The organism is Chromohalobacter sp. (assembly GCF_039830575.1).
GTDB lineage: Bacteria > Pseudomonadota > Gammaproteobacteria > Pseudomonadales > Halomonadaceae > Chromohalobacter > Chromohalobacter israelensis.
On the sequence record NZ_JBDOOX010000018.1, the window covers coordinates 1 to 25,510 of the forward strand.

The 25,510-nt window shown below is 63.6% G+C and carries 24 protein-coding genes and 1 tRNA gene; 9 read left to right on the plus strand and 16 right to left on the minus strand.

Annotated elements, in window-relative coordinates; translation table 11 throughout:
• From ABGX75_RS16420 to ABGX75_RS16440, 5 genes are all read right to left on the minus strand, one after another.
• The coding region (locus tag ABGX75_RS16420) for a phosphoadenosine phosphosulfate reductase family protein (RefSeq protein ID WP_347410942.1) at positions 1-157 on the minus strand (157 nt) is incomplete at its 3' end.
• 222 nt (positions 158-379) lie between these two features.
• Positions 380-1,114, minus strand: coding sequence for a metallophosphoesterase (locus ABGX75_RS16425; protein WP_011507847.1), 735 nt, complete (start codon positions 1,112-1,114; stop codon positions 380-382).
• Complete coding sequence (locus ABGX75_RS16430) at positions 1,114-1,560, minus strand: DUF1249 domain-containing protein (protein ID WP_011507848.1); 447 nt, start codon at positions 1,558-1,560, stop codon at positions 1,114-1,116. Before ABGX75_RS16430 ends, ABGX75_RS16425 begins: the two co-directional genes overlap by 1 nt.
• Positions 1,561-1,563: 3 nt before the next feature.
• Positions 1,564-2,193, minus strand: coding sequence for an NUDIX domain-containing protein (locus tag ABGX75_RS16435; RefSeq protein WP_287124800.1), 630 nt, complete (start codon positions 2,191-2,193; stop codon positions 1,564-1,566).
• 125 nt (positions 2,194-2,318) lie between these two features.
• The gene (locus ABGX75_RS16440) at positions 2,319-3,002 is read right to left on the minus strand and encodes a hypothetical protein (protein ID WP_011507850.1); all 684 of its coding nucleotides are present in this window, start codon (positions 3,000-3,002) and stop codon (positions 2,319-2,321) included.
• Positions 3,003-3,178: 176 nt separating this feature from the next.
• Between ABGX75_RS16440 and greB the strand changes: the two genes are divergently transcribed.
• Complete coding sequence (greB, locus tag ABGX75_RS16445; RefSeq protein WP_084076041.1) at positions 3,179-3,715, plus strand: transcription elongation factor GreB; 537 nt, start codon at positions 3,179-3,181, stop codon at positions 3,713-3,715.
• 18 nt (positions 3,716-3,733) lie between these two features.
• On the opposite strand, the gene ABGX75_RS16450 is transcribed toward greB, so the two are convergent.
• Positions 3,734-4,735, minus strand: coding sequence for a class I SAM-dependent methyltransferase (locus ABGX75_RS16450; RefSeq protein ID WP_035415074.1), 1,002 nt, complete (start codon positions 4,733-4,735; stop codon positions 3,734-3,736).
• A complete protein-coding gene (locus ABGX75_RS16455) occupies positions 4,732-5,538 on the minus strand; it encodes a methyltransferase domain-containing protein (protein ID WP_287124801.1) in 807 nt (268 codons plus the stop codon). Before ABGX75_RS16455 ends, ABGX75_RS16450 begins: the two co-directional genes overlap by 4 nt.
• 273 nt (positions 5,539-5,811) lie before the next feature.
• Between ABGX75_RS16455 and ABGX75_RS16460 the strand changes: the two genes are divergently transcribed.
• Both ABGX75_RS16460 and ABGX75_RS16465 read left to right on the plus strand, forming a co-directional pair.
• Positions 5,812-8,322, plus strand: a complete 2,511-nt coding sequence (locus ABGX75_RS16460) for an EAL domain-containing protein (protein WP_287124802.1) — start codon at positions 5,812-5,814, stop codon at positions 8,320-8,322.
• 15 nt (positions 8,323-8,337) lie between these two features.
• A tRNA-Arg gene (locus ABGX75_RS16465) sits at positions 8,338-8,414 on the plus strand.
• Positions 8,415-8,606: 192 nt separating this feature from the next.
• Here ABGX75_RS16465 and ABGX75_RS16470 read toward each other — a convergent pair.
• Entirely contained in the window at positions 8,607-8,963 is a 357-nt protein-coding gene (locus ABGX75_RS16470) for a hypothetical protein (RefSeq protein ID WP_287124803.1), read from the minus strand.
• Positions 8,964-9,439: 476 nt separating this feature from the next.
• Between ABGX75_RS16470 and ABGX75_RS16475 the strand changes: the two genes are divergently transcribed.
• The 3 genes from ABGX75_RS16475 (at position 9,440) to ABGX75_RS16485 (ending at position 11,970) form a co-directional block, all read left to right on the plus strand.
• Complete coding sequence (locus ABGX75_RS16475) at positions 9,440-9,955, plus strand: hypothetical protein (RefSeq protein ID WP_011507859.1); 516 nt, start codon at positions 9,440-9,442, stop codon at positions 9,953-9,955.
• A gap of 152 nt (positions 9,956-10,107) precedes the next feature.
• The gene (locus ABGX75_RS16480) at positions 10,108-10,812 is read left to right on the plus strand and encodes a hypothetical protein (RefSeq protein WP_287124804.1); all 705 of its coding nucleotides are present in this window, start codon (positions 10,108-10,110) and stop codon (positions 10,810-10,812) included.
• 99 nt (positions 10,813-10,911) lie between these two features.
• A complete protein-coding gene (locus ABGX75_RS16485; protein WP_287124805.1) occupies positions 10,912-11,970 on the plus strand; it encodes a WYL domain-containing protein in 1,059 nt (352 codons plus the stop codon).
• A gap of 285 nt (positions 11,971-12,255) precedes the next feature.
• Here ABGX75_RS16485 and ABGX75_RS16490 read toward each other — a convergent pair whose 3' ends face one another.
• The 6 genes from ABGX75_RS16490 to ABGX75_RS16515 all read right to left on the minus strand — a co-directional run bounded on the left by ABGX75_RS16490 (position 12,256) and on the right by ABGX75_RS16515 (position 19,107).
• The gene (locus ABGX75_RS16490) at positions 12,256-13,395 is read right to left on the minus strand and encodes a porin (protein WP_287124806.1); all 1,140 of its coding nucleotides are present in this window, start codon (positions 13,393-13,395) and stop codon (positions 12,256-12,258) included.
• Between the two features lie 480 nt (positions 13,396-13,875).
• Entirely contained in the window at positions 13,876-14,637 is a 762-nt protein-coding gene (locus ABGX75_RS16495; RefSeq protein WP_287124807.1) for a ProQ/FINO family protein, read from the minus strand.
• Between the two features lie 149 nt (positions 14,638-14,786).
• Positions 14,787-15,374 carry a dihydrofolate reductase gene (locus tag ABGX75_RS16500; RefSeq protein ID WP_287124808.1) on the minus strand — a complete coding sequence of 196 codons (588 nt, stop codon included), beginning with the start codon at positions 15,372-15,374 and terminating at the stop codon, positions 14,787-14,789.
• Positions 15,371-16,165 carry a thymidylate synthase gene (locus ABGX75_RS16505; protein ID WP_011507865.1) on the minus strand — a complete coding sequence of 265 codons (795 nt, stop codon included), beginning with the start codon at positions 16,163-16,165 and terminating at the stop codon, positions 15,371-15,373. Before ABGX75_RS16505 ends, ABGX75_RS16500 begins: the two co-directional genes overlap by 4 nt.
• Before the next feature lie 62 nt (positions 16,166-16,227).
• Positions 16,228-17,031 carry a prolipoprotein diacylglyceryl transferase gene (gene lgt / locus ABGX75_RS16510; protein ID WP_011507866.1) on the minus strand — a complete coding sequence of 268 codons (804 nt, stop codon included), beginning with the start codon at positions 17,029-17,031 and terminating at the stop codon, positions 16,228-16,230.
• A 90-nt stretch (positions 17,032-17,121) separates the two neighbouring features.
• Entirely contained in the window at positions 17,122-19,107 is a 1,986-nt protein-coding gene (locus ABGX75_RS16515) for a response regulator (protein WP_347410941.1), read from the minus strand.
• A gap of 173 nt (positions 19,108-19,280) precedes the next feature.
• On the opposite strand from ABGX75_RS16515, the gene ABGX75_RS16520 reads away from it, so the two are divergent.
• Complete coding sequence (locus ABGX75_RS16520; RefSeq protein ID WP_347410940.1) at positions 19,281-20,054, plus strand: NRDE family protein; 774 nt, start codon at positions 19,281-19,283, stop codon at positions 20,052-20,054.
• 16 nt (positions 20,055-20,070) lie between these two features.
• Here the strand turns inward: ABGX75_RS16520 and ptsP are convergent, their stop codons facing one another.
• Together ptsP and ABGX75_RS16530 are read right to left on the minus strand one after the other, a co-directional pair.
• Positions 20,071-22,332: a phosphoenolpyruvate--protein phosphotransferase gene (ptsP, locus tag ABGX75_RS16525; RefSeq protein ID WP_035415060.1), complete on the minus strand. Its 2,262-nt coding sequence runs from the start codon at positions 22,330-22,332 to the stop codon at positions 20,071-20,073.
• A 107-nt stretch (positions 22,333-22,439) separates the two neighbouring features.
• Positions 22,440-22,937: an RNA pyrophosphohydrolase gene (locus ABGX75_RS16530; RefSeq protein WP_035415254.1), complete on the minus strand. Its 498-nt coding sequence runs from the start codon at positions 22,935-22,937 to the stop codon at positions 22,440-22,442.
• Positions 22,938-23,099: 162 nt separating this feature from the next.
• On the opposite strand from ABGX75_RS16530, the gene ABGX75_RS16535 reads away from it, so the two are divergent.
• Together ABGX75_RS16535 and mqo are read left to right on the plus strand one after the other, a co-directional pair.
• Positions 23,100-23,756, plus strand: a complete 657-nt coding sequence (locus tag ABGX75_RS16535) for an HAD family hydrolase (RefSeq protein WP_347410939.1) — start codon at positions 23,100-23,102, stop codon at positions 23,754-23,756.
• 193 nt (positions 23,757-23,949) lie between these two features.
• Positions 23,950-25,476, plus strand: coding sequence for a malate dehydrogenase (quinone) (mqo, locus tag ABGX75_RS16540; protein ID WP_347410938.1), 1,527 nt, complete (start codon positions 23,950-23,952; stop codon positions 25,474-25,476).
• Positions 25,477-25,510 lie beyond the last annotated feature (34 nt).

The window sequence follows — 25,510 nt, forward strand, 5'->3', positions numbered from 1 at the left end:
AGAACGCCTTGCGGGCCAGATGCAGCATCACCGACGAATCCTTGCCGATGGAGTACAGCATCACCGGGTTGGCGAATTCGGCGGCCACTTCGCGGATGATATGGATCGATTCCGCCTCAAGCTGCTTGAGGTGGGTCTGTCGCTCGGGAGAAAGCATCGCGATTCGGCAACCTCTCTTGAACACGGCCGCCGCATGGCGCGAGACATGCCACATGGCGGCGAAAACGAGTAAAGCCCCGCGTGCCTGCTCACAGCACGTCTGCTCACACCACGGGGACCGATCATGGCGGCCACGTTACCCAGAGACACATGATAACGTCAAAGAATTAAGGACTATCTTTTAAGTACACAAAGGCATAAAGGGCTGCGACCGTCACGCTCACGGATCGACGCGCTCGACCCAGGTCGAGAGCCGTTCGCCTTCCAGATCGATCACGCGGAACCCGGGACGCGAGGCCTCGTCCAGGGCGAAGTCCGCCTGTCGCGGCAGGAACTGGTCCGCCGTGGCGGGACAGCCGTACACGGCGATCTCGCCTTGCGACGACGCATGCCGTGCGGCGAAGGCCTGGTGGATGTGCCCGCATAGAATCGCGCGCACCTGGCCATAGGCGGCCAGGGTCTGCCATAGCGCTTCGCGATCCGCCAGGCCCAGGGCATCCATCCAGGCCGAGCCGATTTCCAGTGGGGGATGGTGCATGGCCAGCAAGGTGGGCCGGTCGTCTTCTTCGAGGCGCGCGGCCAGATCCTGCAGGGGGCCCTGTCCGAGCTCGCCAGCCGCCTGCCCCGGCACGCGGGAGTCGAGCAACAGCAGTCGCCACTCGCCCAGGTCGAGCTCGTCGTGAAACGGGTGCAGCTCCGCCATGAATTCGGGATGGTCGTGGTTGCCGGTCATCCAGAACCAGGGACATTCGAACGCCGAGAACACCTCGTAGGCGTGGCGGTATGCAGCGGGCGACTCGTCCTGGCTGATGTCGCCAGTGACCAGCACGATGTCCGGGCGCAACTGCCGCGCCCGCGCGACGACGGCACGCAACTGATGCAGGGGATAGCCGATGCGCGAACGGGCTTCCGGATTGGCACACAGGTGGCAGTCGCTGATCTGGACCAGACGCATCACGGCAGCTCCGGCACGTCCGCGGTCAACCCATGGGCCAGGCCATGTTCCAGCCATTCGCCCAGGAACCGGTTGAGCTGCAGTTTCTCGTCGGGTTGGTGCATGCGTGCGTTGGGGTAGCGGTAGCGCCCCTGGAAATGGCGCTGGCGCTGAAAGTCGGTGACTTCGGCCATGCGCGCATCGTGGTACAGATGCACGCGCATGCGCGGTGACTCGATGATCCCGTCCAGCACGCCGCTTTGCGAGACACGACAAATCGTCGTATAAGGCGCGCACTCGAGGACTTCCAGCCACAGCGAACCGAAGCGACGGTGCTCGCCGGCCAGGGCGACCTCGCGGGTTTCCCCTGCCTCCAGGTCGCCGAGCAGACGGCTCAGGCGCAGATAGTTGGCGGTGCACTCCCCCTGGAGCGACTTGAGGTCATTGACATATGCCGTTTTCGCCATCGTCTACCTCCTTGCCCGCAAGGATGGCCGTTCGCGCACCAGCCAATGCATGCCGATCAGCGCCATCGCGTTGTCGATGGTGCCCCGTTCGAGTAACGCCCACGCCTCGGCGAACGCCATGACGTGGACCAGGATGTCTTCGTGTTCTTCCGCGAGACCGTGCACGCCGCCGAGGCCCTGACTGTCGATCAGACCGCAATACAGCGTGACGCGTTCGGTGCAGGCCCCGGGGCTCGGGTAATAGGTGTGCAGTTCGATCAGTTCGTCGATCTCGCAGCCGGCTTCTTCCTGCGCTTCACGTCGTGCGACTTCGGCCGTGGTCTCGCCGGGATCGACCAGGCCGGCCACTGGTTCGAGCTTCCAGGGACTGCAGGGATCGTCCAGCGCACCGGCGCGGATCTGCTCGACGAGCACCACGTTGTCCCGCCCGGGGTCGTAGAGCAGCACGCCCACCGCGTCGTGGCGAACATGCACTTCGCGGACCACCCGCTCGCTCCAGCTGCCGTCGAAGCGGCGATGCCGGTAATGCCGCCGCTCGAGCCGGAAAAACCCCGCTTGCAAGGGCTCGTCGTGGCGCGCCTCGACGGCCTCGTGCGCGTAACGTGGCGCGTGGGGATGAGACTGTTCGGCCATGACGCCTCCTGACAGTGAGGCCGTGGGGAGGCGAAACGGCCCGCAGGCGCTTCGTCCCGATGCACGGCACAATGCGCCTCATTATCCCGACGCCGCGCGGCAATGCCAACCGCGCGGCTCATGTATTACGACAATTCCTTCAATAGTTGCCGCGCCCGCTCGCGCAGCGCTTCGTCCGAGGCACGGCCGTCGCGGGCCTTGCCCTCCACCGCGAGACGCGCATGCCGACGCGCCTCGTCGAGGCGGCCCTCGTCGCGCAGATAGGTCGCATAGAAGTAATGCGTGTCGATGCCATCGCCGCGGATGTCCACGGCACGGCGCAGCAAGGTCTCCGCCTTGTCATCATCGCCGAACGCCACCGGCCACCCCGGCGCACGGTCGTAGAGCGCGCCCAGCGTCACATAGGCCGAAGCATCGTCGCCACGCGGGTCGAGCTCGATGGCGCGCTCCAGCGCCCGGCGTGCTCGCTTGGCCAGGTCCAGGGCGCCCAGTCCGCCTTTCGCCTTGGCGTACGACGCCAGTACCACGCCCTTGGCGGTCAACACGCGTGCGCTATCGGGATGCGCCTCGGCCAGTGCCTCGGCATCCTCCGCCAGGCGTGCGAAGGCCTTTTCCTGCGCCGCGCCCTGCATGGTGTACTCCACGTTGCCCCAGCGGGACATCAACGGATACACCCCATCTCCGGCGCTTTCGCCCCAGGCCGGCGCACCGAGCCCCGCCCCCAGTAACGCGACCAGCAAGACAGCCCCCACTTTTCGCGACGCGCGACGACGCGCTGCGCAATACGACGTGACAAGACGAGCTTTCATGACGACCTCCAGCGTGTTGCCCCATGGGGCGTGATCGATACCTCCAGAAATGTAACGAACGTTTGACTCAATCGCGACGTCGATTCGTCGTAGTGGCCACGTTCATGGCCCGACATCGGGCTTGGCGTACCGTCGAGGCTTGCGTAGGGTAATCACTCCACGCTCTGGAGGTAGGCATGAAAGGCCGCAACATGACTCGCTGGCGCGATCCGGCCAAGGATCCACGCCAGGAAAAGAAAAGCTCATTGATCACGGCACGGGGCTATGCCCGGCTCAAGGGCATCCACGAGCACCTTTCCCGCGTCAAGCGTCCCGCCCTCTCCACCAAGGTCGGTGAGGCGGCCGCGCTCGGCGACCGTAGCGAAAACGCCGACTACACCTACAACAAGAAGGAACTCAATCGCGTCATTGCGCGTATTCGCTACCTGGGCAAGCGCCTCGACGAACTCCAGGTCGTCGATCGCCTGCCCGCGGATACCTCACGCGTCTATTTCGGCGCCTACGTGACGCTGGAGGATGACGACGGCGAGGAAATGACGATCCGCATCGTCGGTCACGACGAAACCGATACCGACAAGCGCTGGATCAGTGTCGACGCCCCGCTCGCCCAAGCCCTGCTCGGCAAGGGACTCGACGAGGACGTCACCGTCAACGCGCCGGGCGGCGACACCGCCTACATCATCACGGACATCGCCTACGACCCCGAGGCCTGAGCCGGGCCTGGTGCAGCGTCAGCGTCTCGTCTTCACCGCCTGGTAGACCCGAAAACGCCGATCATCGGCCAGCACCGTGAACTCGCCGAAGGCGTCTTCCAGCCAGCGTGGGTACGGCAGGAAGGCATTGGCCACCAGCACCAGGCGTCCGCCGGGCACGAGCCGGGCCGGCGCTTCGCGGATCAGACGCTCCGCGGGGCCGTAGTCGATGGCGCGCTGCTGATGGAACGGCGGGTTGCTGACGATGGCGTCGTAGCTGCCCGAGACGTCACCGAAGACATCGCTTTGCCAGGCCTCGCCCGCGACCCCGTTGGCCTGAAAGGTGCGCCGCGTCGCCGCCACCGCGAAGGCGTCGAGATCCACCGCCGCGACCTGCGCGCCCCGTACGCCGAGCCATGCGCCGAGAATGCCGTCGCCGCAGCCCACATCGAGCACACGTTGTCCCGCGGGATCGCCCAATGCCGTGGGCAGCACTTCAAGCAGTTGTCGCGTGCCGTCATCCAGCTTGCCATGACCGAAGACGCCGGGATGACTTTCCAGGGTCAGTCCCGCCGCCTCGAAGCGTGTCCAGGCCGCCTCCGGCGACAACGCCAACCGCGCGGTGCGCGTGGCGTACAAGGTGCAGCGTCGAGCGCTGTCCACCTTGCGGCACCCCAGGCCCAGCGCCGCCAGCGACTTGAGCACGCGCTTGACCCCACCCTGGTGCTCGCCGACCACTTGCAGCGGCGTCCCCTCGGGAAGCGCGGCACACAGCGCCAGCAGCCACCACTCGCCCAGCGCATGCGCCTTGGGCCAGAACAGCACGGCGCCGGGCACCGGTGCGGTCAAGGTCGGTGCCAGATCAGCATGCACGGGACGTCCGCGCGCGCGCCAGGCCTGGCAAATCGCGGCATCGGCACTCCAGACGCTGCCGCCCATGGTGTGCAGCCACGCATCGTGGGGGGGCGCGACCCACAACCAGTCGCGATACGCCTCCGACTGACGCTCGAGCAATTGACAAGGGGGCGTCTCGGCGCTCATGACGCAGTCTCCGGTTTGAACAATGTGTAATGCAGATAACGGCCCAGCCGCCAGTGAGGGTCTTGCTGACAGTAACGACACTCGAGCTCGATGAGCTGATCGAGCTTTTCGGGCGAGACATCGCGGTCGGCCAGATAGTCGTGGAAGATACGCACTCCCGTGACCGAGACCAGCGACAGCCCCGCCTCCTGGCTCCACGCGCGCACCTGGGCATCGGTGAGCGGTGAGATCGGCGTCAGGCGCTGGCGCTTGCCCAGCCCCTCCAGACGGTCGTCGAGCGCCTTGGCGAGATTGCCCTTGACCACATTGGAAAAGCGCAGCGCATCGCGATTGAAGACCATCACCGACAAGTACCCGCCAGGCGCCAGCAGCGACGCCAGGCGCGCAAAGGCGTCACGCGGCTCGGCCAGCCATTCCAGTACCGCATGGCAGATGATCAGCCCCCAGGGACCGGGGGCACGCTCGGCCAGCGTTTGCCAGGTGGCATCCAGCGGCGTGACCGCCAGCCCCGCCACCCTGGCCATGGCACGTTCGCGCATGTCCCGGGAGGGCTCGACCAGGGTCACGGCATGCCCGCGCCGGGCCAGCCACTCGCTCATCTGCCCCAGACCGGCACCCACGTCCAGCGCCGGACGAGCGTCGGCGGGCAACTCACGGGGCAGGACATGCTCGAGCACCGCCAGGCGAATCGCGCCACGCGGCGTGCCGTACAAGCCGGCGGCGAACTTGTCGGCCAGGCCGTCGAAGACCCGATCGCGCTTGGCGGCATCATCGGCCGTCTCCTCGTGCTTCGCTCTGCCCACTGACCTCACCTATCATGCAAACGTTATAAAATGTCGGCATTTGCCGACACTTTTCGGGGCAATGTCTGGCGCCGGAATACCAAAAACGGGTAGTCTAGCGTTGCTGGGGGGTCGCCTCCAGCCCAGAGCACCCGGGGCTTTCGTGCATGGCGACCGGTACCGGGCCCGCCAGCGCATGCCACGGCAAGTCATTGTATCGCGGCCCGGCCTTCGACCGGTGAAACCACGCCATCACCACGCCGCCGCGTGGAGAACGCATAGGACACGAGACCCTTGGCTCCACACACCTTGCCGCCGTCACTGACCGAGCTGCTGGAAGTCCCTGGCATCGCCCTCACGATTGCCGATGGCGACCTGCCCGGCTGTCCGCTGGTGTTCGCCAACAAGGGGTTCGAACAGCTGACAGGCTATACGCGCGAGGAAGTGCTGGGACGCTCATGCCGCTTGCTGCAGACGGGCGACACGGACCCAGAGGCCAACCATCGCCTGCACCGTGCCATCGAAGAACACACACCGCTGACGCTAACCCTCGAAAACCGCCGCAAGGATGGCACCCGTTTCGACAGCGAACTGATGCTGGCCCCACTATACAGTCAGGAGGGACATTGCTACCTGATCAGCGTGCAGCGCGATATCAATGAACAACATCGATCTCGCACCCGCTGGCGCATCCAAGGCCGCCTCCTCGAACAGCTCAACGCCCAGGTGCCCGGTGTGCTGTTCCACTACCGGCAGGCCCCCGACGGTCGCGGTGACTTCCCTCACGTCAGTGAACGCCTGGCCGATTACTGCGGCCTCGAGCGTATGGCATTGACGCACGACGCCGAATGCTTCTTCTCCCGGATCGAGGACGACGATCGCACGCGACTGCGTGTCTCGCTGACATCCTCCGCCACCTCGCTGCGGTTATGCCAGGTCGTCTTTCGCTATCATCATCCCACTCGCGGGCTACGCTGGCTGGAATGCTCCGCCGTGCCCACCCGTTTGTCCAACGGCGGCACGCTGTGGCACGGCTACACGACCGACGTCACTGCACGCAAGCTCGCCACGGAGCGCATGGCGCTGGCCGAAACGGTCTTCGACAGCACCCACGACGGCATTCTCGTGACCGATGCCGACAAGCGCATCATCGACGTCAATCCCGCTTTCACGAAGCTCACCGGCTACAGTGCCGACGAAGCCCTGGGACGCAAGCCGCACCTGCTGTCCTCGGGCAAGCACGATGCGAACTTCTACCACAACCTGTTCGCCACGGTGCATCAGCAAGGCTACTGGACAGGCGATATCTGGAATGTGCGCAAGGATGGCCGCCAGTTGATCGAAAACGCCACCATTTCGGCGATCCACGATGCCGACGGCACCATCACGCACTATATCGCCGTCTTTCGCGACATCACCCAAAAGCACCTGAAGCAGGCGCGCCTGGAACGACGCGCGATCTACGACCCGCTCACGGGCCTGTTCAATCGCGAACACTTCGGCGATGCACTGGAAAATCTGCTCTCCGGGCTTTCCTACACCGGCATCGGAATCGCCGTCCTGTTCATCGACCTCGACGACTTCAAGCCGGTCAATGACACCTATGGCCATGCCGCCGGCGATGACGCCCTCGTGACCATCGCCCAACGGCTCAAGCAACAGACGCGCAGCACCGACCTGGTCGCCCGTCTGGGCGGCGACGAATTCGTCATCGCACTGGCAGGCATGCGCAGCGCGGAAAAGGCCGAAAAGGTCGCCTTCAAGATTCTCGATGATCTGATCAGCCCCATCGCGCTGCGCGGCGAACATGCCATCACGCTTTCCGCCTCGGTGGGCATCGCCTATACCGACGACAGCCGCTTTGCCCCGGACGCCCTGATCGCCGCCGCCGACAGTGCAATGTACGAAGCCAAGAGTCGTGGCAAGAATCAGGTCGCCATCACCGAGCATCAGCAAGCCAACGGCGACGATCTCTACACCCGACTACAGACCGCGCTGGACGACGGTGAGCTGGCCCTTTTCTATCAGCCGATTCTCTCGTTGAACGACGAACGCATCGTCAGCTTCGAGGCCCTGGTGCGCTGGTACCACCCCGAGCAGGGCTTGCTCGCGCCGCACCATTTCATCGATATCGTCAATCATTCGTCGCTGGAGCGGGTCTATAGTGCCTGGCTGGTCAACCAGGCCGCGCATACCGTACAGCGCTTTCAGGCACGCGACATGGCGGTCACCGTCAGCATCAACGTGACGCGCGACCAGGTCGAATCCGGCCAGCTCGCCGACGACATGGCACAGGCTCGGGAACGCCACGCCCTCGCTTCGCCCTTTCTCAACGTGGAAGTGGTGGAGACCGCCCAGTTCCACGACATCGACCTGGCGTACAACCAGCTTCAGCATGCCCGTCGACTCGGCGCGCAAATCGCCCTCGACGACTTCGGCTCCGGCGTATCCTCGCTGACATATGCCAGCCAGCTCCCCATCGACATCGTGAAGATCGACCAGGCGGTGATTCGCCGCCTCGCCGAGCGTCCCCAGCAACGCCGCTACGTCAGCGGCATCATCGACATGGCCCACGCCATGCAGCGCGTCGTCCTGGCCGAAGGCGTCGAAAGCGTCGAACAACTGGATGTACTGCGGCAGCTGGGCTGCGACATGGTACAGGGCTTTCTCATCGGCCATCCCCTGCCCAGCCAGGAACTCGAAGCTCACTATCTCGCCGAGGACGCAGAGCCGTTCTATCCGCTGGCGCTTCTCGCAGAGTCCAGGCAAAACGCGGGTTTATCCCAGGCGCCCGGGCGCTTATAATGCCCACCCGATCACGCCCCCGTAGCTCAGCTGGATAGAGCAATCCCCTCCTAAGGGATAGGTCATAGGTTCGAATCCTATCGGGGGCGCCATCGCAAGTCCCGCCATTGCGCATTTCTCCTCATCTTGATGGGCTCCGCTCCACCTGCCCTCGCCTCAGCCAAGACCGAGGCCAGTTCCGGCAGTCGCAGGCCAGCAGAACGCCGTTTGCCGATGCGGAAACGCATTGCGTTGGTTCCCTGTGGACGTCGCCCGGCTTTGCGCCAGACGCTTTCTGACAAGGATTAATCGGAGTGGGAGTTGATGAAGCTATCAACGACCTTGCCGGACTCCTGAACCCTTTCACAGAGCTCAGGTGATGGCTGCTGCTCGGGGTTCTCTTCCAAGCTTTCCAGCTCCGCGTAGATGCTCTCGTAGTCATATCGCTCACGAAGTGCCTCGAACTCGCTCCGATACTTTTCGAGAACCGACTCTGGGTCATCGATCCCCTCCAGAAACGCCAGGAAAGAGGCTCGTTTCTCCATCATCGATGATCGAATGCCATCCCGACTGCATTCGATATCAGCGGCGCTGTCAGGCGCCGAGACGAAGGAAATCGCCATGGTCACGATCACGGCACCCACCGGCCAAAAAGTGTTCATGTCACACCCCTGATTGTTAGAAGAACGAAACCTCTCGAACTTGCATTAGACCACCAACTGAATCGCTGCAACCGATTCCTATCCGATACCCGCCGCCATTCACCTCTTGACCAGCACAACGGCGAGCGCCCGGCCGGGCGCTGGCGAAAGTGGTCCGCCAGGTCCTCACGCAAGAACGCGTTATCGGGTTGACCATCAGCACGGCATGCCGCTTTCTGGGTATCAGCCGCCAGGCCTGGTATCAGGGGGGGCAGACGTTGCAAAAAGTATGCAGACCGGGATCTGAGAGTGATCGTTTTTGTCCGCAAGAGTTGCCTTTACCAGATGAGGTCAATCAGGGGGACTTGCGGGCATCATGACGCCATTATCTCGCTAATTAAGTCATGAGACATTTGCGTTGAGCTACGCGCTCGCCCCCGGTAGGATAGCGCGGCCTTTCGGGGCTAATTAAAATTCGATATACGCAAGGGAACACCATGACTCTCAAAAAAACGGCAGCCGCCATTTGCGCGGCGGGGATGGTATCGCTTTCAGGTTGCGCCAGCATCGTGGGCGATACGGACCAGCAGATCACGATCAACAGCACGCCTTCGAAGGCGGACGTGGTGATTTCCGACGAACATAGCCAGGAAGTCTTTCAAGGCACCACGCCGACGACCGTGACCTTGAAAAAGGCCGATGGCTCTTACTTCGGCGGCAAGAGCTATACCGTCGAGCTCAGCAAAGAAGGCTACGACTCGCGCGCAATTTCGATCACCAGTGCCCCCAACGGCTGGTATATCGGGGGCAATATTCTGTTCGGCGGCCTGATCGGCTGGCTGGTCGTCGACCCGCTGACCGGCGCCATGTACACCCTCAGTCCGGACGACATCGATGCAGGCCTTGGCGAGAGCGTGGCCAGCCATGACGGTGGCAAAACGCTGAACCTGGTGCTGACCGAAGACGTCCCCCAGGAACTTCGCAAGGACATGCGGTTGCTGGGCCAGCTGTAAGCATTCCCTATCGGTAGCACCTGGAAAGCCCGCGCTCGTCGCGGGCTTTTCTTGCCGTGAGTCACACTACGGCGTTGCACACTTTGCGACACCGCTTGTCGCTCCCCAGCGCAATACTCATGCCGTCTCGTCTTTATCGATAGGAGATCGACATGGAAAACGGGGTGGTGACATATCTAGCATCGTATGTCGCACGCAAGCGTGGCGATGTTCGAGACAAGGAAGCCTGGGCACTAAAAGACGAACAGCTCGCCTTGTGGGAAGCGGATCGCAGGGTCTGGAGTGACGAGGTACCGCTGAATGCCGACTTGGCGGCGAGCCTGCCGCTGATCCCCGTGATCGACGACCGCCTCGCCACGGCGACTACCGATGGCCATGCGCTCTACTTCGATGCTCGCTTCAGCGCTACGCTGGATACGGCAAGCCGCCGCTATCTGCAGGCCCATCTGCTCTGGCACTGCGCTTTCGGCTATTTGCTGCCCGATGACCCGGAGCACGCTCTCTGGCATTTGGCATGGGATCACGAAATCAACAGCCTGCTGCTGCAACAAGGCTATGCCCTGCCCAGTTCGTCGGTGCTGTTCTTCGCCAAGGTCACGCGACCGGCGAACGAGGTATACGACTGGCTTCTGACCCACCCCGCCCTGGAGCAGGAACTCCCTACAGATAGACTCTGGCAGGAATGCCTGACGTCACCGTCATCGCGCCACGCTCGGCGTGATGCCGATTTCAGACTGGGCACGGTCGACCGGCGGCTGACGGAAAGCTGGCGCGCCCATACACGCATGCTGGCCAACGATTATCGATGCACTCAGCATCTGCCCATCCCGATTGCCAAACGCCTGCGCGACCTTTGAGCAAGCAAATTCAGTGGTACTAAACCCCATGATGCTAAACAAAGTCAGGTAATAGCCGATAACGATATGTAATTAAACGTAATCAAAGGCGAGAATGTCATGTCCGATGTGCGCGATACACTCTTTCGCTACCTGACCCTGCTGCAGTTGATTCCACGCAGCCCCGGCCGCATCGCCACCCCCGTGCTGCTGGAAAAGCTCCGCGAGCGTGGCTTCAGGGTCGATGCACGCTCGCTGCAACGGGATCTGCGCGACAAGCTGGCACTGCATTTCCCGTTGATCTGTGACGACTCGCACAAACCCTTCCGCTGGTATTTCGACCGCCAGTTTCAAAGCCACCTGCCGGCGCTGGACCTGCCCAGCGCGCTTACCCTGATACTTGCCGAAGAACACCTCAAGGGGCTTTTACCGCCCGTCGTCGTCGACCAGCTATCGCCTCAGTTCGCCGATGCCCACCGGGTGCTGGACGACTTGAGCGACAACGGCCTGAGCCAGTGGACGCAACGTGTGCGCGCCCTTCCCAATGGCAAAGCACTCCTGCCCGCCGCCATCGACAATGCGGTATGGCAATGCGTGGCCCAGGCCCTGCTGGAAAACCGGGCACTCGAAGTGTGCTACCTGTCGCGCAGCCGCGAGAGCCATAAAACGCTGACCCTGCATCCACAAGGCCTGGTCAGTCGGTACAGCGTGACCTATGTGGTGGCGACCGTGGGGGATTACGACGATATACGCCAATTCGCGCTGCATCGCATACGTCACGCGACCATCAGCCAGTGTCCGTGGCGCGCATCGCCAGGGTTCGACCTCGACGCCTACATCGCCGACGGCGCCTTCGGCTATCGGCAGACGCCCGATGATGTCGAGCTGGTCGCCAACGTTGCCCCACACGTCGCCTGGCTACTCTCCGAGACACCGCTGTCGAACGAGCAACGCCTCGAGCCTTTGGCGCATGGCGATTGGCAACGGCTCACCGCCACCCTGCCCGACGACCAGCAGACCCTCTGGTGGCTAAAGGGAATGGGGGCCAGCGTGGAGGTCGTCAAACCCGATACCTGGCGCGAAGAAATACGCGACGATGCACGCCGGATTCTCGCTCGTGCTTCCTGCCGCACTTCCAGGGCATGCGATGCTGTCGCCGAGGAAGAAAGCTCCCTCTGATCACGCCACCCTATAGAGTCGGTGACAAAAAAAACCCCGCAAGAATGCGGGGTCAATCAGAGCAGGGATGGACTATCGCTGGCTCACACCAGCCGTCGCGCAAGATGCCGTTAGCACCCTTGCCACTCGGACACTTTCGACATAGCAGCCCATTCACCGTTGTACAAGTTATGTACTGAAAATTTATAACTTCTGTACACCATGCACGAGACATAAAAAAAAGCCGGCTCGATGAGCCGGCTTTCGTTTTCATGCGACCTTCAAGATCGCTGGGGCATCGACAGCTTAGAAGCTGTAGAGGGCACCCACAGAGACACCGTCACCGAAGTCGTTTTCACGATCGTACTGTGCGTACTCGATGAAGGTGTACATGGCCGGAGACAGGTTGTACGTCGCGCCAAGCACGAATTCGTTGAAACTGTCGTCGCCGTCGTAAGAACCCGGTGCAGTGAGACTGTGGCCCCCACCATTTGCGTTGTAGCCTGCCGGGTTAGCTACAGCCGCGACTTCCTTATCGGCATCGACGTACTGGTAGGAGCCGTAGACGTCGCCGAAGCCATAACCGTAGCGGGCACCCAGCGCGTAGCGCTTGATGTCGCCGTTTTCACCGGCGTAGTCGACATCAGTGTTTTCCGCCTTGGCGGAAATACGCAGGGCATCCATGGTGTACTGAGCGTTCAAGCCATAGGCCTTGGCTTCGATGTCATCGCCACCAGTGGTGCTTTCGAGCGTGTAGTTATCGAGGTCGTCATAGACGGCCGCGATGGAGAAGGCGCCAACGGTATACTTCAGGCCACCGAAGAAGGAAGCATTGGAGCCCTGGTTTTCGTAATCGTCACCGGCATCAAACTCGTCCTCGGCGTCGCCCTTGTACTGCGCGCCGACGGCGAACTGCAGGCCAGCCAGTGACGGCGAGACGTACTGAACCTTGTCGCCTTCGCGATCCGCAGTAGCGTCAAGGCCGTAATCATCGCCGTAAAGGTTACCCAGGTCGCTGCTGGAGTCGGAAACGTCGAAGTATTCGTTGTTGGAGATCGGGTCCTGGATCCAGTCGTCGATCAGCGGATCCCAGGAACCGACACGGGCGTCACCGAAGTCGCCCTTCAGGCCCAGGTAAGCCTGGTCGCCGGTGTCGAGGCCGCCGTCGATCTTGGATTCGTCGGCGTCGTGCTCGAGCTCGGCCTTGAAGTAGCCGGTCAGGCCCGGGTTGATGATGTGCTGACCGGAGAAGCCGATGGTGGAGCCGTTGTCGAACAGCTCGTCTTCGGAGTTACCGTCGATATTGTCGACGGACTTGTAGGCAAGCTGAATGTTGCCGTATAGGTCGAGTTGCGTGCCGTCCTGGTTGTAGACAGTGGCAGCCTGTGCAGCGGCGGAGGCGCCCAGGGCACCGGCAACGGCAGTCGCTAAGAGCGTCTTTTTCATCGCGATAGGTTCCTTAACTAGCTTACTGTTCGATCGTGTCTGCAAATGCAGTCGGCTTTCGACCCGGTTTTTTCTCGACATGCCTTGGACAATGCCGAGACGAGTTCATAAAGCCTTGTTGTTATCCAATGCTCGCAAGGAAACCTTATACCGGTCTTTCGGAGAACGCAACAAGAAAAAAACACTGTTTTCCTTCCGCGTCACCTGACGAATCGGTCAAGCCTTCCTCCACCGCGAGCCGGCCCCGCAAGGCCCAGACGTCAACGTACGCCTGAGACATGACAACGGCGTGACATCGACGGCCTCTCATCTTTACGACTCAGAGCATCGCTGACAAGAGGCAAACTTCAACGGCACCCGAGTTTACGACAAAAGTCGCATCCCCTCAGTCGCGCGACTGACAACGAGCGGAGTCATGGAAAGAAAAAAGGGGCTTATGCCCCTTTTTTCCTCTCATCATTTTACCGTCTTGCGCGACATTCAACGCCCGTGCTTGGCCAGCAATTGACTCAGCTTGCGCTCCAGCTGCTCGGATTCCTTGCGTTCCTGCTGGTGGCGCTGCTGCTTTTTCTGCTTCTGCGTCAGTCCGTCGAGTTGCTTGCGCGCGTGGCGCGCTTCGCCTTCGGTCACGGCCTCCACCGCCTGCCCATCGAGATCCACCCGCATGACGCCGGCGCGTACGGCCTTTAGATAACGCGGCAAATGCACATAGCAGGCCAGCGCACGACGGACGAGCTTTTCCGGCCAGGGCTCGCGCGCCACGAGATCCAGATGGATGCCTGTCTTGAGCGGCTGCGTATGCCCCTTGAAGAAGGTGTCCGGATAACGCCGATACCATTGCGACAACAGCGCCTGGGGAGACGGCGGTTCGTGTTCCGCGCCCAGTGCCAGACGGGCCTGGGGCGTCTCGTCATCCGACTCGGTGGACAATGGCGATGCATCCGACATCGAGGCGTTGGAGGATGACGAGGAAGCCGTTTCCGACGTGCGACGCGGCCCGCGAAAGGCGATCGGCCCCAGCCCCCGAGCCTTCGCTCCCGCATCGGGAAGCTCCGCCTGGGTGGCCGGGGTCTCGGCCTCGGCGGGTTCCAGCTCGGCGAGCGCCAGCAAGCGCTCACGCAACGCACGATTTTCCGCTTCGAGTGCCGATAGTTGCCCACGAGCCGCCTCGAGTTCGGCCTGGCAAGCCTCGGCATGATGTTCCAGTGCCCTGAACAGGGCGTCGGCGTGGTCGGTCAGCAAGGCGTGCACTCCCTGGTTGCCTTGAACAACGCTGGGCCACCGAATCGCCTGCGCGTCGCATCGGCAGACAAGCCCAGCCCATGCGGGCTATCGGGTAAGTCTGTGCCAGCTTCGGCGCGCTGGCAACCTCGATCGCCCGTCACGCATTCTCAGGTCTGGGCGGACGCGTCGGTACCGGCATCGTCGCGACGCGTGTAGTGCACGAAGGCGTACTCGGGCTTGCCCTCGCCGCCCTGGCCCGGCACGCGCTGCGTTTCCTGCCACTCGCGGGCGTCGAACGCGGGAAACCAGGCATCGCCCTCGACCTCGATGTCTACCTCGGTCAAGTAGAGCCGCGAGGCGCAGGGCAAGGCCTCGGCAAAGATTTCGCCGCCCCCGATCACGCAGATGTCCTCGACGCCATCGATGATGGCCTGGCCATCGGCCATGTCGAGGGCACTGGCAAGATCGTGGCACACGCGAATCCCGTCATGGTCATGCGCATAGCCACGGTCGCGGGTGACGACGATGTTGAGACGCCCGGGCAGCGGCCGGCCGATGGACTCGAACGTCTTGCGCCCCATGACCAGCGGCTTGCTCATGGTCACGGCCTTGAAGAACTTGAGGTCCTCGGGCAGATGCCACGGCAACTTGTTGTCGACGCCGATGACGCGGTTGCGCGACATCGCCGCCACCAGCGCGATGGGCACGACCGTCTCGATACAGGAGGTCTCGGTACGTGGGGTCGCGTCGCTCATACGGCCACCTCCGCCTTGATGTGTGGATGCGGATCGTAGTCTTCGATGGCGATGTCATCGAACGTGAAGGCGAACACATCCTTGACCCGTGGATTGAGCACCAGGCGAGGCAGCGCGCGAGGCTCGCGGCTCAATTGCAAGCGTGCCTGCTCGAGATGGTTGAGGTACAGGTGGGCATCCCCCAGGGTGTGCACGAACTCGCCCGGCGCCAGGTCACAGGCCTGCGCCACCATGTGGGTCAACAACGCGTAGCTGGCGATGTTGAATGGCACGCCGAGGAAGATGTCGGCGCTGCGCTGATACAGCTGGCAGGACAGCCGCCCCTCGGCGACATAGAACTGGAACAGGGCGTGGCACGGCGGCAACGCCATCTCGTCGACCAGTGCCGGGTTCCAGGCCGAGACGATGAGGCGGCGGGAATCGGGGTTGCGCTTGATCTGCTCGACGACATTGGCAATCTGATCGACATGGCCGCCATCCGGACGCGGCCAGCTACGCCATTGGTAGCCATACACGGGCCCCAGATCGCCGTTCTCGTCGGCCCATTCATCCCAGATGCGAACGCGATTTTCCTTGAGATAGGCGATGTTGGTGTCGCCGCGCAAGAACCACAGCAGTTCGTGGATGATCGAGCGCAAATGCAGCTTCTTGGTGGTCACCAGCGGAAATCCCGCGGCCAGATCGAAGCGCATTTGATGGCCGAAGACGCTGAGCGTCCCCGTGCCGGTGCGGTCACTTTTTTCCACGCCGTTCTCGAGCACGTGGCGCATTAAGTCGAGATAGGGTTGCATGTCGTCCGAACGTTAAACGGTGAAGGCGCGGCACGGCCGCGCCGAGAATGAGTGGGCGGCGCTCACGTCGCCGCCTGCATGCGCGCGTCGTCGACCGGCTGGCGCCGCGACCACACGCACAGCGCGATGCCGGCCAGCGCCATGGGCACGGTCAGGAGTTGGCCCATGGTCAACCAGTCGAAGGCGATGAACCCGAGCTGCGGGTCGGGCCGACGCACGAATTCGACCGAGAAGCGGAATACCGCGTAAAGCAACAGGAACAAACCAGATATCATACCACGACGACGCGGCCGGCTTGAGACCCACCAGAGCACGACGAACATCACCACGCCTTCCAGCGCGAACTCGTACAACGGCGAGGGATGCCGCCCCTCGGGACCCAGTCCCGGGTACACCAGCGCCCAGGGCACATCGGTCACACGACCGGGCAGCTCATGGTTGATGAAGTTGCCGATACGCCCGGCACCCAGGCCGAGGGGCACCAGTGGAGCGACGAAATCGGTCAACTGGAAGAACGCCAGTCGATGCTTGCGCGCGAACAGCCAGGCAGCGATCAGAACGCCGATCAGGCCGCCGTGAAAGCTCATGCCGCCATCCCAGACCTGGAAGATCCACAGCGGATCGGCCGCGAGGCGCTCGAAGCCATAGAACAGCGCATACCCCACGCGCCCGCCGAGTACCACACCGAGCGCACCATAGAACAGCAGATCCCCGATCGCGTCCGGCTGAACCCCGAGCCGATCGGCACGCCGCCGGCCCAGCCACCAGGCGCCCACGAAGCCCACGACATACATCAGCCCATACCAGTGCACCTTGAAGGGCCCCAAGGCGATGGCGACGGGATCGATATCGGGATAGGTCAGCATGCGCTCTCCTTGCATACGGTAGTGTCGGCGGCAGGAGCGCCACCTTACGATAGCCGCCGCCGGGCGGCAACGATGGCGCTGAAGCGCCGACTACTCGTCCGACGGGTTGGCCGTTCCGAGCCAGCGACGCACCATGGCCACCAGATCGCCCGGCCGGTACGGTTTCGCCAGACAATCGTCCATGCCGGCTTGCAGAAAGGCTTCCCGCCCGGCTTCCGTGACATTCGCGGTCAGCGCCACCAGGACACTGGCATGCCCCCTGGCGAGCCGCCTTTCCAGACGCCGCCAGCGTCGGCTGGTTTCCATGCCGTCCAGTGACGGCATGTAGATGTCCATGAACACCAGGTCGAACGCCTGATGCTCGGCCAGCGCCAGGGCTTCCTCGCCACTGGTGGCGGTCTCCACCTGACATCCCTGGCGCTCGAGCACGCTGCAGGCCAGCAGCGTATTCACGGGACCGTCGTCGACCACCAGCACGCGTGGCCGCGATTCTTGCGCGGCTGCCTCAGGTCCCTTGGGACGCTCGGTCAAGGTCTCCAGCAGCATCAGCGCGTCGTCGAGTCGTTTTCGCAACGCCGCGGTACCAGGCGAATCCTGATCGTCCCGAGCCGCCGTATCCGTCAGCGCCGACTCGAGTTCCTGACGCAGATGGTCGAGATAGCCGGATTTGAGCCGCGCATCCTCACGCGCCTGATCGCGCGCCACGCGCAGCTGATGCAGGGTGTCATCGATGTCGGCCTGATCGAAAAGCCCCCATACCGTATGCTCGCCTTGAACGGTCAAGCACTCGAGCCGGTATTCGCGCGTATCGCCGCGCGCATCGGTCAGGCGAATTCGGCGGCGCTGGTCATCGACGAGGCGCGGTGCCAGCCATGCCGACAACGTGGTGCCGCGAAAGGCATCGGGACGCTCCCCCATCAAGCCGGCCAGGGTGGGGTTGAGGCCGACGAGCATGCCGCCTTCAGTCAGCAGGGCCGGCAACTGCAAGCGTCCCGACCAGGAGACCATGTCCCAGTCGTCACTCGATGTCCGCTTCCGCAAGTGAGGTTCGAGACGCGCCAGCATCGTCTCGAGCGTCGTGTACGACGTGTCCTCGTGAGACGGCGGCGTCTCGCCCAGCCGCGTCAACCATCCTCCAAGCCCCGCCAAGGCCGCTTGCCAGCCTTCCTCTTCGCGCTGCATGCGCCAGTAGAGCACCATCACGAAGCCCGCGAAGATCAGCACATTGCCCATGATCAGGCCGATGCTCAGCCATGGGAGCGCCTTCTGCCAGGCACTGTCGTCGGGAAGACGAAGACGACTCACCAGCCGCCAGCCGGTGCTTGGCAGGGTATCCCAGAGCAATGCCTGGTCCCGTCCTTCCAGCCATTGCATGCCATAACGTCCCGCCGCGTCGGGCAATACGCGCGTGGCCTCGTCACGCATCAGCGAGCGCCCTTCGGCATCGACCAGCCAATGTTCGCCGGCGCTGCCCGCTTCATCGCGAATGAGCTGTTGCAACTGGGCCATGGAGATTTCCAGCCCCACTCTCGCGAGATAGTGGCCGTCTTCGATGACATTTCGCGTCGCGACCAGGTATCCCTCCGGCGAGGACGCCCGCGGCCACCAGACCACGCTGTCTGTCCCCTGCGGTGTCGCATCGCGCTGGTAGGGAGGCAAGGCGGTCTCGTGCAGAGGCTCGGGAACGCTGAAGGCACGCATGCCCTCAGGCATCACGAAGAGACGGCTGACCAGGGAGTCCATGGCGTAGTAGTCGTCCAGCAGCGTGGTCATCACGCGTTCGACATCGTCGCGGGACAACACTGCGGGCAGGTCCGATGTCAGGATGCGAGCCGGTCTGGTCTGCGTGGCTGCTGACACCAGTACACGACGCGTGGCGCGCGACAGCATGCGCAAGTGCTGCTGCTGAGTCGACAGGCGTGTATCCAGCTGGCGCGCGTAGACACTGTGCGACGCCTGCAGGCGCGCCAGTTCGTTTTCCGTTTCACGACGCTCGCTGGCCTGCCAGATCAAGGCACCGGCGCCGAGACACAGCAGCGTGAAGCCGATCTCGGCCAGCAGCAAGGGCCCCAGCAAGGCCTTCCAACGCGAACGATGGACGCTCGAAGAAGTCGCAGCGTGGTGCATTCTCTACCCTGCCCGTATCGATGCAGCGAGTGTACGCGCTCGCTTATCGACTGTCATGACGCGTGCGGGGCCGGGTGTGGCGCGTTAGGCTGGCGGCATGCAGCCAAAGAGAGGCACACGCCATGTGCTTGATCGTTTTCGACTGGCGTCCGGGGGACGAGGTACCACTGCGTCTCGCCGCCAACCGCGACGAAACCCACGACAGGCCGACACGCGCCCTGGCGCCCTGGGAAGATGCACCGTCACTGGTCGGCGGGCGAGATCTTCAGGCCGGCGGCACCTGGCTGGCGGCGTCGACGGCCGGGCGCCTGGCCGCCGTCACCAACGTCCGTGCGCCCCTTCATCCCGCCCCTGCCGCGCCGCCGAGTCGTGGCGCCTTGCCCTGCCGCGCCTTGATTCACGAAGCACCACGCGAGTGGCTCGAGGCGCTCGCCGCCGGCGAGGCAGCGGCATACGCCTGGTTCAACCTGTTGTACTGCGATGGCAACGCGCTGTGGCACCTGCATCACGGCCCGGAGGCGACGACGCTGACGTCCCTTTCGCCCGGCGTGCACGGGGTCTCCAACGCCACGCTGGATACCCCCTGGCCGAAGCTGAAAAGAGCCCGCGAGGGATTCGCGCATGCCCTCGCACAGACGTCATGGGAGGCCCACGCCTGGGCCCTGATGCGCGACACGCGTCCGGCCCCTGCCGACCGGCTGCCCGACACCGGCGTCGGTCTGGAAATGGAACGCTTCCTGTCGCCGATCTTCATTCGCGGCCAGCGTTACGGCACGCGAGCCACGACATTGGTGGAATGGCGGCGTGACGCCATCGTGCTGCAAGAAGCACGCTTCGGCCCCGATGCCCGACGGGACGGAGACAGCGAGCAACGTCTTGCCTTGTCTACGCCGTGATCGTCACGCCCGTCGTTCAGTCCTCGGGGGGCAGGAGATGGGCGAGTTTCCAGCCGCCCAGGCGTTGCCGCAGATGCGCACGCACCGCCGCCGTCGTGGGCAGTTGCAGGGTCTCGTCCAGCAGCGTGCAGGCGTCCTTCAGCGATACACGCCGAATCGCTGCACGCACGCGCGACAGGCTGGGCGCATTCATGGATAGCGTCTCGAAGCCCATCCCCATCAGCAGCAAGGCACCCGCGGGATCCCCCGCCAGCTCGCCGCACACCGAGGCCGGCACCCGCAGACGCCGCGACTCGCGGGCGAGATGGGACAAGGCGCTCAGCACCGCCGGATGGCAGGCGTCGTAGAGGCTGGCCACGCGCGGGTTGTTGCGATCCACCGCCAGCAGGTACTGGGTCAGGTCGTTGCTGCCCACCGAGAAGAAATCGACCCGCGCGGCCAGGGCATCCAGCTGATACAGGGTTCCCGGCACCTCGATCATCACCCCGATGCGCGGCCGCGCCAGGCTCACGCCCTCCTCCGCCAACTCGCGCAGGGCACGGTCGATGAGCTTGAGCGCGGCATCGACCTCCTCGATGCTCGAGATCATGGGCAGCAGGATGCACAGGTTGTCGAGCCCCACCGAGGCGCGCAGCATCGCCCGCAACTGCACCATCAACACCTCGGGATGATCCAGCGTCACGCGGATGCCCCGCCACCCCAGGAACGGATTGGCCTCGTCGATGGGAAAGTACGGCAAGTCCTTGTCGCCGCCGATATCCAGCGTACGCATCACCACCGGCAGCGGCGCGAAGCTCTCGAGCTGATCGCGATACAGCCGCGTCTGCTCCTGCTCGCTGGGAAAGCGCTCGTTCATCATGAACGGCACCTCGGTGCGATAGAGCCCCACGCCGCCGACCCGGGACTTGAGCGAGGCCACGGCCTCCACCGTCAGTCCGGTATTGACCATCAGCGGCATGCTGTGACCGTCGGGTGTCTCGCTGGGGCGGTCCTGCTCGTGCTCGAGCACATCGCTCAGCGCGCGTTCCTCGGCGATCAGGTTGCGATAGTGGTGTTCGCGTTCCGCATCCGGGCGTACGAACAAGCGCCCGCGATGGCCATCGAGGATCGCGCGCGCGCCGTTGAGGCGGGGCAGTGGCAAGTCCACCATCCCCAGTACCGTGGGGATGCCCATTGCCCGGGCGAGGATGGCGACATGCGAGGTGCTCGACCCGCGAATCGACACCAGGCCGACCAGCTTGTCGCGCGGCACCTCGCCGAGCGAGGCGGCACTCAGCTCATCGCCGATCAGGATGGTCTGCTCGGGGAAGGTATCCGGCGTGCGCGGACTGTCTTCCTGCAGGTGCGACAGCACGCGCCGCCCCAGATCGCGAATGTCGGCGGCCCGTTCGCGCAGGTAGTTGTCGTCGACACGCTCCAGGTATTGCACGTGCCGCTTGACCACATCGGCCAGCGCGCCGGGTGCCCACTGCCCTTCGCGAATGCGCTTCTCGACTTCCTGGCCCAGCGCAGCGTCCCCCAGCATCTGCTGATAGACATCGAACAGGGCGACTTCCTGGGCGGAAATACGCTTGACCAGGCGCGCGGCCGCGACGCCGATCTCCTTGCGCACGTTATCGATGGCCTCGTGCAGACGCGCGATCTCGGCATCGATGTCGGTGGGAATCAAGTCGGGCACGCTGTTCAGGTCGGCCGGGGGCATCAGCACCACCAGTTCTCCCACCGCCATGCCGGGCGATGCCGCGATGCCCGAGAACATCGCCTGGCCATCGGCCTCGGTCGGACGGGTCAGCGTGCCCGTGGCCATGGCATGCGCCAGCACGCCGGCCAGCTGGGCCGCCATGGTGATCAGGAAGGCCTCCTCGCCTTCATCGAAGCGACGCATGGCCTGCTGCTGCACGACCAGCACCCCGAGCATGCGGCGCTGGTGAATGATCGGCACGCCGAGGAAGCTCGAAAAGCGCTCCTCGCCGGTTTCGGCAAAATAGCGGAAATACGGATGCGACGGTGCATCCTCGAGGTTGAGAGGCTCCTCGCGCTGGCCGACCAGCCCGACCAGCCCTTCGCCCAGCGGCATGCTCACCTGTCCCACCGCCTGGGTACGCAGGCCCAGGGTATCCATGAGCACCAGGCGATCGCGCTCGGCATCGAATAGATAGACGGAGCACACATCGGTGCGCATCGCCTTGCGAATCCGGCGCACCATGGTCGCCAGCGCGGCTTCCAGGCTACGCGCGCCGTTGACTTCCTGAATGATGCGTCGGAGAACGTCGAGCATGGGCATTTCTTCTTGTTGTCGTCACGGCGTGCGTGCGACGGTTGATCTGAGGCGAACGTGGCGGGGACCGCCCAGCTAGGCCGCGTCGGCCGGAGGCACGCCCGCGGCTAGCAAGGTCCCTCTTCGTTCGCCAAGCGGTGCACGCGCGGCGCCAGTTCCCGCAAGGCGCGGCGGTAGACTTCACGCTTGAAAGGCACGACCTGCCCCAGTGGATACCAGTAGCTCACCCAGCGCCAGCCATCGAACTCCGGCTTGGGGGTGGAATCCACGCAGATCCGGCTATCCCGGCAACGGATCTTGAGCAGGAACCATTTTTGTTTCTGGCCGATGCACACCGGCCTCGAATGCGTTCTCACCATGCGTCGTGGGAGACGGTAGCGCAGCCATCCGCGCGTACAGGCCAGGATCTCGACATCCTCCGGCGTCAAGCCGATCTCTTCCTCGAGTTCCCGATACAATGCCTGTTCCGGTGTCTCATGCGCCTTGATCCCTCCTTGCGGAAATTGCCACGCATTCTGTCCCACACGACGCGCCCAGAGCAGCTGTCCGCTGCGGTTGGCAATGATGATGCCAACGTTGGGCCTGAAGCCGTCAGCGTCGATCACGGACATCACCTTAATGAATCTTCGTTGAAGCCATTCTTCCACAAAGCCAGAAAGCGCATCAATACGCCTTGCGGTGGGCAACATTCGGTAACTCTGCGATAATCCCTTCCCTTCGACACCACGACTCGTCCCCTTCACCCTGCACGATGCAAGGAGCCTTCCTTGAGCCTGGCGATCTTCGATCTCGACAACACGCTACTGGACCTCGACAGCGACCACGCCTGGGGCGAGTTCCTCATCGAGCAAGGCGCCGTCGACGCGACGACCTACCGCGACGCCAACGAGCGCTTCTATCAGCAGTATCAGGACGGCACGCTCGACATCATGGCCTACCTGGCTCTCGCCCTTAAGCCGCTGGCCGAGAACACGCCCGAACAACTGGCCGCCTGGCACCAGCAGTTCATGGCCAGCAAGATCGAGCCGCACATCCTGACCCGAGGCGAGGAGCTGCTGGCGCGTCATCGTGCCAAGGGCGATCGGCTGTTGATCATCACCGCCACCAACCGCTTCATCACCGGCCCCATCGCCGAGCGCCTGGGCGTCGACGACCTGATTGCCGTCGAGCCCGAGATCGAGGCCGGCCACTACACCGGCCGCGTGGTCGGCACGCCCAGCTTTCGCGAAGGCAAGGTCGAACGTCTCGACGCCTGGCTGGCCGAGGAAGACGTCACGCTGGACGGCGCCTGGTTCTACAGCGACTCGCATAACGATCTGCCGCTGCTCGAGCGTGTCGACCACCCCGTCGCGGTCGACCCCGACGACGCCTTGCGTGAAGCCGCCACGCGGCGCGGATGGCGCATTCTCAGCCTGCGCGATTGATCCCGGCGACGGTTTATCGGTCGCCAAAGGGATTCCTTATGGCTTTATCATTAGTCATAAAGTCGACCTTGGGGATGCAGTATTTCCCGGCCAAAACCGTTATAATGCAATGCATCAAATTCCATCGCGCCGGTCGCAGTTCGAGACGCCGCTTGCCCGGCTGACCGACGCACCTTGTGTAAGGGTTACGTGAATGGTTGGCACGCATATGGATGAGTCAGTAGACATTGTACTCGTGGGCGCGGGCGTCATGAGCGCCACGCTCGCGACCCTGCTTCACGAGCTGGAACCGGATGCCCGCATCGAGATCATCGAGCGTCTCGACAGCACCGCCAGCGAAAGCTCATTTGCCTGGAACAATGCCGGCACCGGTCACGCCGGCTTGTGCGAACTCAACTATACGCCCCGCGCCGACGACGGCTCGATCTCGCTCGACAAGGCCATTCATACCAACACCCTGTTCGAAGAGTCCAAGCAGTTCTGGAGCTACCTGGTCGAGAAAGGCAATCTCGGCGACCCCGGCCGTTTCGTGCACCCCGTTCCGCACATGAGCTTCGTGCGCGGCGAAGACGACGTGCGCTTCCTGCGCGATCGCTACCACGCCATGCGCGAGCACCCCTGTTTCGAAGGCATGGAATACACCGAGGATCGCAGCGTCATCGGCCAATGGGCGCCGCTGCTGCTCGACGGTCGAGAAGGCGATGAACCGCTCGCAGCGACACGCGTGACCACCGGCACCGATGTCGATTTCGGCGCGCTGACCCGCCAATTGCTCGCTCGCCTCGAGGAAAAGCCCGACGAACAGGTGCGCATCACCACCGGCCAGACGGTCGAGGACTTGACGCGCAATGAAGACGGCAGCTGGCGCCTCAAGGTCGCGGGCAACGACGACACCCAACGTACCCTGAACGCACGCTTCGTGTTCCTGGGCGCCGGCGGCGCCTCGCTGCATCTTCTGCAGAAGAGCGGCATTCCCGAAGGCAAGGGCTACGCGGGCTTTCCGGTCAGTGGTCAATGGCTGCGCTGCGACAAGCCCGAAATCGTCTCGCGCCACAATGCCAAGGTCTACAGCAAGGCGCCCATCGGCGCGCCTCCCATGTCGGTGCCGCACCTCGACACGCGCAACGTCGACGGCTCGCCCTCGCTGCTGTTCGGCCCCTTCGCCGGCTTCACCACCAAGTTCCTGAAGACCGGCTCGGTGATGGATCTGGCCAAGTCCGTGCGCTCCTCCAACCTGAGCCCCATGCTCTCGGTGGCGCGTGACAACTTCAGCCTGGTCAAGTACCTGATCGATCAGGTACGGCTGTCGCACGAGCAACGTGTCGACGAGCTGCGCACGTTCTATCCCATGGCCAAGAATGACGACTGGCGCCTCGAAGTCGCCGGTCAGCGCGTCCAGGTGATCAAGAAGGACCCGCAGAAAGGCGGCATCCTGCAGTTCGGCACCGAGGTCGTGGCCGCCAGCGACGGCTCGCTGGCGGCACTGCTGGGCGCCTCGCCCGGCGCCTCCACCGCCACCTCGATCATGCTCAATCTCGTCGAACAGTGCTTCCCCGAGAAGTTCGCCAGCCAGGCATGGCAGCAGCGCCTGCACGATCTCGTACCCGCTCGTGCCGAGACCCTGGCCGACAACGGCGACCTGCTGCGCGACGTGCGCCGCCGCACGCACGACACCCTCAAGCTGGTGGACACGCAGCCCAGTCCCGAACCGGTGACCTGAAGCCGCGCCACTGTCTCGGAAGCCCTGCTGCAAC